We start from the raw sequence: 9,883 nt of genomic DNA on the forward strand, positions 1-9,883 counted from the left end.
TCTCGCTGATGTCGCGGAAGTAGACGGAGAGCCCGCCATCGCCCGTTGGATAGATGCTGATGTCGACCCACTTGCCGAGGATCGGCGACATCGCCTCCAGCCTCACGACTTCGCGCGTCTCCGCGGCCCTCAAATGCGCCTGGTAAGGCTCCGATCCGACCGCGACCGGGAACTCCTCCCAATAGACCTTGCCGAGCAGCTCCTCGCGCCGGCGCCCCCACCATTCCTCCGCCTTGCGGTTGAGGTAGGTGAAGCGCCAGTCCCGGTCGACCGCGTAGAAGGCATCCGAGACGCTCTCGAGAATGTCTCCGATCGGAGCATCGACGAAGGTGCCCGGCGCCTTGCCGGGATCTTTCGGAGCCGTGACGGGGTCTGCCTCAGTCATTGGCGTCTAAATGCGCGCCCTCCCGATTGAGATGCAGGTAATTGTCGTTGAACAAGGCGGCGTTCTTCAGCGCCGTCAGATCCGGGATGACGAGCTTGCGGCCCTGAAGCTCGATCAGCCCCTCCTTGCGAAGCTCCTGGAGGGTGCGGTTCACGTGCACTGCCGTGAGGCCGCTCGCATCGGCGATGTCCACCTGCGTCAGCGGCAGGTCGCAGCTGTTGCCGTCGGCAAGCCCGACCGCCTTCAGCCGCAGGAACAGCTCCACGAACAGATGCGAGATGCGCTCGTAAGCGGTGCGCTGGCCGACGTTCAGGGTCCACTCGCGCTGCACCGAGACGGTGACGAGCTCGTCCCAGAACAAGGCCTGCATCACGCGCGGGTTGGCCTGCATCAGCTGCTCGAAATCGTCGCGCCCGATCTCCGCCACCTTCAGATTGGTGATCGCGCCGATCGAATGGTCCATCTCTTTCAGGATGTAGACGTTGAGATCGCAGATATCGCCGGGGATGAAGAGCCCGACGATCTGGCGCCGCCCGTCCGGCAGCTGCTTGTAGCGGCAGGCCCAGCCGTCCAGCACCAGGAACACGCTCTTGGGCTCGTCTCCTTCCCGAATAAGGTCGCGGCGCGCGCCCACCTCCCGCGTCCCCTTGCGGGAGGCGCGCTCGATGCTTGCAAGATCTTCTCGGGATAGCTTGGTGAAAGCTTGGAGCCGGAGTGCCAGGGGGCTGCCCAATCGTTGTGGTCCTGTATTGGCTGTATGTAGCGCGCCGAGTTTGCGGCAACGCTTAAATAGGTTATTTCAAGCTTCGCCAAGGCACTAAAGATTGGCGCCGCCGCGCGCCGGACAAATTGGGAGCAATGAGCCTCGTGTCGGGGGATTTCTCGAACTTGCGGATCCTCATCGTCGAGGACGAATATTTCCTGGCGGAAGATCTCGCCTCCGCGCTTCGTCGGGAGGGGGCGGAGGTGGTGGGCCCGGTGGGCAGCCTCCGGGAGGCTCAGGACGCGGTGGAGCGGGAACGGTTCGACTGCGCGATCCTGGACATCAACCTGCGCGGGGACATGGCGTTTCCGGTCGCCGACCGGCTGGAGGAGGCCGGCGTCCCGTTCCTGATCGCCACCGGCTACAACAGCGCCTCGCTGCCCGATCGCTTCACCGGCGTGCCGCGAGTCGAAAAGCCCTTCAACCCGGACGAAGTCTGCGCCGCAATCCCCGCGATCCTCACTCGCAGCTGAGTTGAAGCGCCGGCAAAACATAGGTGAATCAGAAGTTTACCGGCAAGTTAACGCATTTAAATGCGTGTCTCCGGCAGATCCCTCATCATCCTCCTCACACACTGACAATGGGGAATATAGGGATGGTCAGTCCGCATCTTGATCTCGAATTCCATGCCCGCCGCGCGCAGGCGGAGCTGGACCTTGCCCGGCAGGCGACTTCGGCCGCCGCCGCCAACGCGCATCTCGGCCTCTCCAGGCTGCACTCGGAAAGGCTGCGCGCCGGCCAGGGCGCAGCTTCGATGAACGCCGCCCGCGTCTGAAGATCCCGCGCAGCCTCAAAGCCCACTCCTCCACGGCTGCGTTGAGCGTGCCCCCTCGCCCAGGGGAGGCACGCTCTTTTTTTGGCTGTCGCCCGGAATTTACGCGCCCCGCCCGCCGCGCGGAGTAAACGTTTCGCCGCTGCGGCTTTGCGAGCCTCGCCGAGGGGAAGCTAGGCGGCGGCGCTGGGGCACTCCCCCTCGTTCATCTCGGCGCCATGAAACCGTTCGACGGCCACGCTCGTTGTGTCTCCAAGTTGTTCGAAAGGAGCCGGGTATGGCGACGAGTATTCTGGAAGCGCGGGGCGGGTGCATCGTTCCCAAGGCCGCGGATCGCGGCTACCACATCATGTACCGCGAGGAGCAGGTGAACCACTGCCCCGGCTGCGGTCACACCCACTGGTATGTCGGCCGCACCATGGCCGAATGCGCCTTCTGCACGACCGCGCTTCCGCTCGAGAGCGCCTCGCTGGTCGCCGGCGGCCAGATCGTCCGCACCATCCGCCGCCCGGTCTTCGGCGCTCCGGAGCATGCCTTCGCCGCCTGACGCGGCGGCCTGACGGCTCCACCGCCTGAATAGCGGCACAAGGTCCGAGGCGCGCCCACGCTCAAACCGGCCGCCTCGATGAGCGCCGGCTCCGTTTACGCGAGGAGCCGGCGTTTTTCATGTGCCCATGAAGCGGTACTTCCGGGGCGCCCCGAAAGATCAGCTCGCCCGCCGCCGCACCGGCACGTTGACGTTGCAGACGTCGACGCCCCCGGCCGGCACCCGGAAGAAGGTGCCGGCGCGATTGGCACGACCGGTCACATAGGCGCTGAACGTCTCGGTATCTGTGCGCATCACTTCGAAGGCGGGGCGCGACGCGGCGGGCATGTCGGCGGCAAGCACGATGCGCCGGATCGGGATCTGGTCCTTCGGATCCTTGATGAAGCCGAGCGCCTCGGTGCCGCGCGGATGCGCAGTCAGCCGCTCCAGACCTTCGACGACGCGGCCGACGAGGGCGATATTCTTGTCGAGCTGGCGCGGCGCGTGTCCGGTGACGGCGTAGAGCTCGCCGCCGCTTCCCGTATCCGGATGAAGGTCCCGCCCCACGCCCACCATTCCGTAGCAATGCGCCAGCCAGGCGCGGCCATTCTCCGGATCGTAACCGATCGGCCAGCCGCCGGCATGGCCCACCATCGGCGCATAGCTGTCGGGATAGCCGAGCGGCCGAACGTCGAGCCCGGCCAGGCCCCGGTCATATTCCGCCGGCGGAAGCTTCACGACACTCGCCGGAAACGGCTTGTCGCTCTCGTTCAGGCCCCACTGGACGACGTAATTCTCCTGCACGCGGTAGACGCTGGCCGGGTTCCACCAGCCGCCGCGGGCAAGGGCCTTGATGTTGGCGACGTGGATCGGCGCGAAGTCGCCGACCAGCTCGATCGCGACTTGCCCGCCATTGGCGAGCTCCATGATCATGAGGTTCTCGGGCTCGATCGGCCGCCAGTCAGCGGGCGTGGAGGACTTGATCACCTCCGCCGGTTCCTTCGCCTCGAGCACGGCCGCGGGGCGCCAAAAGGTGTAGCGGGCGGAAGGCGCGGCCTCCCCCGCTCCTGCGGCCCTCGGCGCCGTCGAAGTGGTGCACGCGCTCGCCAGGGCGAGGGCACAGGCGAGCGCGGAAACAGTGGCAAGGCGCATTTCGGATCCCCTTTTCGCGCCTTTTCTGGAGCAGCAGCCCTCGATGGGCAAGCGGCCTACTGGCCGTTGGTGCTCGCCTGGCTGTTGAGATCGACGTCGTCGATCGCTTCGGCGGCGGCTTCGCCGGTGCGCCGATAGACCTCGGCCTGGTCCTCGAGCCGCTCCTCGGTGGCGCCGGAAGCATTGTCCGCTGCCCGGTCGAGCGCGTCGGCCTTGTTCTCGAACGCCTGCTCGACGTCGCTCGCGGCCTTGTCGTCGCCCTTCCCGCCGCACGCACCGAGCGCCAGCGCGCCCGCCGCGGCCAGGATGAGCTTCATTCTTGTCGTCACGCCATACTCCTCTTGCCGTGCCGCCTGCTCAATCGCCGGACCGGCGGCGGGTTCCCCCGTCCGGCGATCGGTCCATTCCGGACCTTCTTCGCCTCCGGAAGTGCGGCGGAGCCGGGCTAAGCAGCAGCTTCAAGCAGCGCGAGAAGCACCATGAGCCGCCGCAGGCCAGGCACCTCTCTACCTCACGGCCGACTCGGATCCCTGATCGCAAGGCTCCGCGACCTGCTTGCCGGCGGCACCCGCTCGGAATCGGATCGAACCGGCATCTGCCACCTCTGCGGCGAACATCGCGGCGATCTCGACGAAAACGATCTCTGCCGCCCTTGCGCAATGGCCGGGTGGTGAGAACGGGAGGTGCTAAGTGTCGTAATTGCTTGACAAAATCTCTGAGGTTGAAGCGGATCGTTCCGCCGCACCGGCGCTGTGCGCCATCCGTGGACCCGGCATTGGGCACTGATCTACTGTAGCAATACGGTAACAGTCAGCCTCGGATCGTGCTGCCACACTTTACAAATGCAAGCGTCAGCGACACGATTTTGGAGAAGGCACCGGGGGGCTCGCGTGCCGTTGTTTTCACCGCAGCGAGGCGGTGTTTTTATGGGGAATCTGACATGAATTCGGCACGTCTTTCGAATCTCGCGCGCCTGCGCCGCGGCGCCGCGCCTCTCGCCCTCGCGCTCGGCCTGATCGCGAGCCCCGCCGCCGCGCAGGACGCTCAGGGCCCGCAGTCCGGCGGCGCCACCCAGGATCAGAGCGTCCAGACGACGGATCCGGCCACCGCTCAGGACGCAACCGACCAGGGTCAGGGCGAAGAGATCGTGGTCACCGGTTCGCTGCTTCGGCGCGACCATTCCGAAACCGCACTGCCGATCACGGTGATCACCAACGAATCGCTGGCGCTCGCGGGCATCACCAACACGGCCGACGCCGTGCGTCAGGCCGCTGCCGACGGCGCCGGGTCGATCGGCGTCGGCTTCACCAGCGGGTTCTCGGCGGGTGGCTCGGCCGTGTCGCTGCGCAACCTCGGCGTGTCCTCGACCCTTCTGCTGGTGAACGGCCTGCGCTCGGCCAACTACCCGCTCAGCGACGACGGTCACAATTCCTACGCCGATCTCACCAGCATCCCGCAGGTGAACGTCGAGCGGATCGAGGTCCTGAAGGACGGCGCCTCGTCGCTCTACGGTGCGGACGCGATCGGCGGCGTGGTCAACATCATCACGCGCCGCCAGTATAACGGCATCGAAGCCGGCGCCGAAGCCGGCGTGACCCAGAAGGGCGACGGCGAGAAGTACCGCCTGCGCCTGCTCGCCGGCATCGGCGACTATGCCAGCCAGGGCTGGAACTTCTACATCGGCGGCGAATACGAGAAGAACGGCAAGATCACCGCGAATTCGCGCGGCTTCCCGTTCAACACGCTCGACCTCCGTCCGATCGGCGGCGTCGACAACAACCGCGCCGACGACACCTTGACCACGCCGACCCCGAACGCGGTGGTCACCCGGGTGCGCCAGACCGATCTCAACAATCCGCTCGCGGGCTCCGTTGCCAACGCCACCACGCCGGCGCTTTTCGTCTCGCTCACGCCGCTTGCGAATTGCCCCTTCGGCACCTTCTCGGAGAATACTTCGGCCCGCGTCGGCACGGCATGCGCCCACGACCTGACCAGGGAATATGTCCAGATCCTGCCCCCGCAGGAGCGCTACGCGGGCGTTGCCCGGCTCAGCTACCGCGTTTCCGACGCCATCGAGGGCTATCTGGAAGGCAGCTATTCGCACAACAAGGTCGACATCACCCTGCTTCCGCGCGGTATTCGGCAGAATCAGGCGTTCGGCGGGTCGCCGAGCACCTCGACCTCCAACCCGGGCATCGTGCTGCCGGTCTATATCTGCTCGTCAGGTGTCAACTGCGCCACCGCGGCGGACCGCCAGCTCAACCCGAACAACCCGTTCGCGGCTGCCTTCGCCAACGATCCGGCCAATGGCGCTGCGCGCATCTATTATTCCTTCGGCGACGTGAAGGCGGGCTCGGTCCGCATCAACGAGCTCTACCGCATCACCGGCGGGCTGCGCGGCTCGATCGCAGACACGTGGGATTGGCGCCTCGACGTCGGCTACTCGCGTGACAACCTCGATCTGACCCAGACGGGCTTTGCCAACCTGAACGGCCTGGTCAAAGCGATCAACACGGGATCGTACAACTTCAGGGATCCGAGCCAGAACTCGCAGGCGGTCCGCGATTCGGTGCTTCCGCCGATCACGTCGCTCTCGCACTCGAGCGAGTTCACGGTCGACGGCTCGGTCAGCCGTCCGCTGTTCGAACTGCCCGGCGGCCCCCTTCAGCTCGCCGTCAGCGGCCAGTATCGCAAGGAAAAGCTGACCAACCGCAGCGCCAACCCCAACCTCGACGTACCTGGGCTTTCGACTGCGCAGGCCTACGGCAATCGCGACGTGTGGGCGGCGTTCTTCGAAGTGAACGCACCGATCCTGGACATGCTGGAAGTCACGGCTTCGGGCCGCTACGACCACTATTCGGAAGGGTTCAGCCACTTCTCGCCCAAGGCCACGTTCAAGTTCCAGCCGATCAGGCAGCTTTCGATCCGCGGCTCCTATTCGGAGGGCTTCCGCGCACCGACCTTCGCGGAATCGAACCCGCTCAGCTCCTTCTCGGGCTTCGTGGGTTTCAACCCGGGTAACATCCCCGCGTTCAGGGCCGCTCACGCCGCGAATGCCGGCTATTATGCCAATTATTCGATCGGTCGCGGCTACGTCGGCAATCCGGACATCGAGCCCGAAACCGCGAAGAGCTACGCGCTCGGCGCCATTTTCGAGCCGACCCGCTGGTTCACCTTCACCGCCGACTATTTCCACGTGAAGAAGTCGAACCTGATCGTGACCGGTCCGCTGTCGGGCGCCGCTATCGATGCCTACTACTCCGTGTCGGGCCAGACCTTCGCCTCGGCTGCGGCGGCATCGGCGGCGGGTTGCGCGGCACTTGCCACGGTCGCTCCCGGTTATTCGTGCAACGTCATCGACGGTGCCGATCCCTCAGCGCTCAACGCGCTGCCGCGCCTGCTGGTGCTCAATGCGCCTTACGTGAATGCGAACTACGACATCGTCTCGGGTCTGCAGTTCACCGCCGCTGCGAACGTCCCGATCACCCAGGGCCTTCGCCTGCGGAGCCGGCTCGACCTTCAGGAGACCCTGAAGTTCAACCGCCACCTCGACAGCGGCCAGGTGCAGCGCTTCACCGGCACCGTCGGCCCGGCCGACCTCTCCTCGGGAGGCGGCACTCCGAAGTGGCGCGGCAACTGGCAGAACACGCTCGATTTCGGCAAGTTCATGCTGACTGCGACCACCTACTATGTGGGCAAGATGAAGGGGGTCGCGACCGACCAGGGCAATCTGGACACGTCCTGCGCCGCCACGCTCTACAAGGACGCTTCCGGCGGGAACAGCTTCTGCAAGATCCGCCGCTTCGTCTACGCGGACGTGAACGCGACCTACGACGTGAACGAGGACTTCAGCTTCTACCTGATGGTCAACAACATCACCAACGCGCACGCGCCGCTCTACGCGAACGTGCTCTACACGACGCAGCCGAACTACCTGGCATCCTGGCACATCCCGGGCCTGGTGGGCCGGAGCTTCCGCGCGGGTGCGACCTTCAAGTTCTGAGCATCGAAAAAACCGAACCTACCTCGGCGGCTCCTTCGGGAGCCGCTTTTTTTTGGCTTCGAAAGGCGGCAGCGCCTGCGCTCCGCTTCACTCCGGGCTCGCTCCGGGCCCCGCCTGCCCTTCGTCCGGCGGAGGCGGCCCGTCCCGCCCCTCCTCGGCCGCCTTCGCCCGCACGCGCGTGCTGAACGCCGCCAGCCGCTTCGCCAGCGCCTGCTCCACCTCCTCGTTTGAGGCGACCCGCGGCCGCAGCTCGGCGCGCACCTCCTCTTCGATCCTGCGCCTCACCTCCCGCTCGATCTCCTTCCGCCGCACCGCCCCCATCCGCCCGTATTTCTTGCGGTTCGAGGCCATCAGCAGCATCCGGAAGATCGAATCCGAGCGCTTGATGCGGGTGCCCACCACCTTGCCGTAATGGATCACCGTCTCCTCGATCCCGGTCACCGCCCGCTCCCAGGCGAGCGTCTCGATATGGCCGCCGGCCTTGTCGATCGCGGCGTCGCAAAGCGCCGCGAACCGCGCATCCTTGTTCCGCCACCGGTCGACGGTGGTGGTCGAGATCCGCGCCACCTTCGCCGCATCCGAAATGCACCCGGTCTTCGCCAGCGTCTTTAAGAACTTCCTCCGCTTAGACGCCGTAAACCCGTCACGCCTGTACCGCATCCCTCACCCCGTCCCGTCCTCCCGAGTCGCGGATGATAACCTAGTTGGTTAGGAATAGGAAAGCATCAAATCGGCGCGTCCGGGGGACGGGCCGATTTGATGCTTCCGCCGGAGGCACGCCAATGGCCGTAGAGGCTGCGCGTCCGGGGGACGGGCCGATTTGATGCTTCCGCCGGAGGCACGCCAGTCGGGGCTGAAGCGATCAGGAGGTTGCGGCCACCATCGCCGGCCGGCCGTGGCGGCGGCGACGCGTCGCGAGCATCAGCCCGAGCCAGGCCGCGACGCACGTCCAGCCGAACAGGTCGCCGATCCGGGCATAGAGCGTCGGCGCGGAAAGCGCCGGCGGCACGCGCGCTAGGAGCGTGCCGGTCGCCGCACCGCTGCGGCGCTCGGCGACGACGCGGCCATAGGGGTCGCTGACGAAGCTCAGGCCGCGCCGCGCGGCCCGCGCGATCGCATAGCCGCCCTCGATGCCGCGCACCGCGGTCACGGCCGCCATCATTTTGTCGTCCACCTCGAAATCGTACGCCAGCACCAGCATCAGGCGCGCTCCGTCCCGGGCGTAGGATCGGCCGAGCGTCGGGAAATGCATGTCCTTGCAGATCGCGACGCCGGTGCCCGGGGCCGGGGAGGCGACGAGCAGGTTGCGGTTGCCCGGCGTGCGACCGCCTTCCAGTCCCGGCCCGAGGTGCCGCTTGACGTACCATGCACTGTGCCCATCCGGGGTGGCGACGAGCGCTCGGTTGGTGACCTTCTCCCCTTCCTCCACAACGACCCCCGCGACCAGCGTGGCGCGCCGCTCCCGAGCGATCGCCGCCAAGCGCCGTGAGGCCCGCTCCGCCCCAGCCAGATCGGTGCGAAGCACGGCCTCGGGCAGCAGCACCGTGACGCCCGGCCGCGCCGCGCGGTCGATTGCGCCCCCATAATCGGCGGCCAACCGCTCCCACGTCCCGCCGCCCGGTGCCCGCCGGTCGGAGGCGATCATCGCCACCTGCGCGCCGGATCCCCGGGGCACGGCATCGAGCCGCCACCACCCGAACAGCAGCGCGCCCGCGACGACCACGCCCGTGAGCACCGCCGCTCGGGAGAGCCCGCGCGGCCCCGCACCCCCGAGCCACCCCGCCAGCGCCAGTCCCGCAAGGCTGCCGGGCAGCAGCAGGACGAAGGTCACGGCCGGCACTCCCCCAAGGCTCGCGACCTGCAAGACCGGCAACACGCCCGCCTGCGAGTAAGCGAGGCTGCCGACGCTCCCATGCGGCGAGAGGTGGATGAGCAGCGTGTCGATCGCCGCCCAGGATACCGGCAGCACGAGCGATGCGATCAATGCAGGCCAGCGCTCGGCAGCTGAGGCCGCGAGCCGCAAAATGCCGCCCCAGCCAACAGCATAGGCGATAGCGATGACGACTGCGGCCGTCACCGACCCCGTCATGACGTGGTAACCGAAGCTCAAGGCGCCCGACAGCAGCCCGACGACGACACCGACCGGCAGCCGCAGCCGCGCCGGCGCAAGCAGCACCGCCGCCACCGCCGGCGCCGGCGCAAGCCACGCCGCCCACCAGAGCGGATGATTGGCATAGCCGAGCGCCAGCAACGCGCCCCCGAGCAGCGCGAGCGCAACCACC

The 9,883-nt window shown here is 66.9% G+C and carries 10 protein-coding genes; 4 read left to right on the top strand and 6 right to left on the bottom strand.

Features of this window, described 5'->3' with window-relative positions:
• Together VF662_RS00410 and VF662_RS00415 are read right to left on the bottom strand one after the other, a co-directional pair.
• On the bottom strand, positions 1-385 hold a 385-nt coding region (locus VF662_RS00410; protein ID WP_464136363.1), incomplete at its 3' end, for a PAS domain-containing protein.
• Entirely contained in the window at positions 378-1,019 is a 642-nt protein-coding gene (locus tag VF662_RS00415; RefSeq protein ID WP_464136364.1) for a Crp/Fnr family transcriptional regulator, read from the bottom strand. The genes VF662_RS00415 and VF662_RS00410, both read right to left, overlap by 8 nt.
• Positions 1,020-1,243: 224 nt before the next feature.
• On the opposite strand from VF662_RS00415, the gene VF662_RS00420 reads away from it, so the two are divergent.
• The 3 genes from VF662_RS00420 (at position 1,244) to VF662_RS00430 (ending at position 2,467) form a co-directional block, all read left to right on the top strand.
• The gene (locus tag VF662_RS00420) at positions 1,244-1,621 is read left to right on the top strand and encodes a response regulator (RefSeq protein WP_464136366.1); all 378 of its coding nucleotides are present in this window, start codon (positions 1,244-1,246) and stop codon (positions 1,619-1,621) included.
• A gap of 122 nt (positions 1,622-1,743) precedes the next feature.
• Positions 1,744-1,923, top strand: coding sequence for a hypothetical protein (locus tag VF662_RS00425; protein WP_464136368.1), 180 nt, complete (start codon positions 1,744-1,746; stop codon positions 1,921-1,923).
• 274 nt (positions 1,924-2,197) lie between these two features.
• Complete coding sequence (locus tag VF662_RS00430) at positions 2,198-2,467, top strand: hypothetical protein (protein ID WP_464136370.1); 270 nt, start codon at positions 2,198-2,200, stop codon at positions 2,465-2,467.
• 159 nt (positions 2,468-2,626) lie between these two features.
• On the opposite strand, the gene VF662_RS00435 is transcribed toward VF662_RS00430, so the two are convergent.
• Together VF662_RS00435 and VF662_RS00440 are read right to left on the bottom strand one after the other, a co-directional pair.
• Positions 2,627-3,598 carry a peptidylprolyl isomerase gene (locus tag VF662_RS00435; RefSeq protein ID WP_464136372.1) on the bottom strand — a complete coding sequence of 324 codons (972 nt, stop codon included), beginning with the start codon at positions 3,596-3,598 and terminating at the stop codon, positions 2,627-2,629.
• Between the two features lie 56 nt (positions 3,599-3,654).
• Positions 3,655-3,915 carry a hypothetical protein gene (locus VF662_RS00440; protein WP_464136375.1) on the bottom strand — a complete coding sequence of 87 codons (261 nt, stop codon included), beginning with the start codon at positions 3,913-3,915 and terminating at the stop codon, positions 3,655-3,657.
• 623 nt (positions 3,916-4,538) lie between these two features.
• On the opposite strand from VF662_RS00440, the gene VF662_RS00445 reads away from it, so the two are divergent.
• A complete protein-coding gene (locus VF662_RS00445; RefSeq protein ID WP_464136376.1) occupies positions 4,539-7,601 on the top strand; it encodes a TonB-dependent receptor plug domain-containing protein in 3,063 nt (1,020 codons plus the stop codon).
• An 87-nt stretch (positions 7,602-7,688) separates the two neighbouring features.
• Here the strand turns inward: VF662_RS00445 and VF662_RS00450 are convergent, their stop codons facing one another.
• Together VF662_RS00450 and VF662_RS00455 are read right to left on the bottom strand one after the other, a co-directional pair.
• A complete protein-coding gene (locus VF662_RS00450) occupies positions 7,689-8,168 on the bottom strand; it encodes a hypothetical protein (RefSeq protein WP_464136379.1) in 480 nt (159 codons plus the stop codon).
• A 295-nt stretch (positions 8,169-8,463) separates the two neighbouring features.
• The coding region (locus VF662_RS00455; RefSeq protein WP_464136381.1) for a nitrilase-related carbon-nitrogen hydrolase at positions 8,464-9,883 on the bottom strand (1,420 nt) is incomplete at its 5' end.

The organism is Allosphingosinicella sp. (assembly GCF_036387215.1).
In the GTDB taxonomy this organism is placed as follows: Bacteria; Pseudomonadota; Alphaproteobacteria; order Sphingomonadales; family Sphingomonadaceae; genus Allosphingosinicella.

Bases quoted from the DNA above. Each gene is read 5' to 3' on its own strand.
- VF662_RS00420 (WP_464136366.1), top strand. From the start codon at position 1,244: ATGAGCCTCGTGTCGGGGGATTTCTCGAACTTGCGGATCCTCATCGTC.
- VF662_RS00425 (WP_464136368.1), top strand. From the start codon at position 1,744: ATGGTCAGTCCGCATCTTGATCTCGAATTCCATGCCCGCCGCGCGCAG.
- VF662_RS00430 (WP_464136370.1), top strand. From the start codon at position 2,198: ATGGCGACGAGTATTCTGGAAGCGCGGGGCGGGTGCATCGTTCCCAAG.
- VF662_RS00435 (WP_464136372.1), bottom strand. From the start codon at position 3,598: ATGCGCCTTGCCACTGTTTCCGCGCTCGCCTGTGCCCTCGCCCTGGCG.
- VF662_RS00440 (WP_464136375.1), bottom strand. From the start codon at position 3,915: ATGAAGCTCATCCTGGCCGCGGCGGGCGCGCTGGCGCTCGGTGCGTGC.
- VF662_RS00445 (WP_464136376.1), top strand. From the start codon at position 4,539: ATGAATTCGGCACGTCTTTCGAATCTCGCGCGCCTGCGCCGCGGCGCC.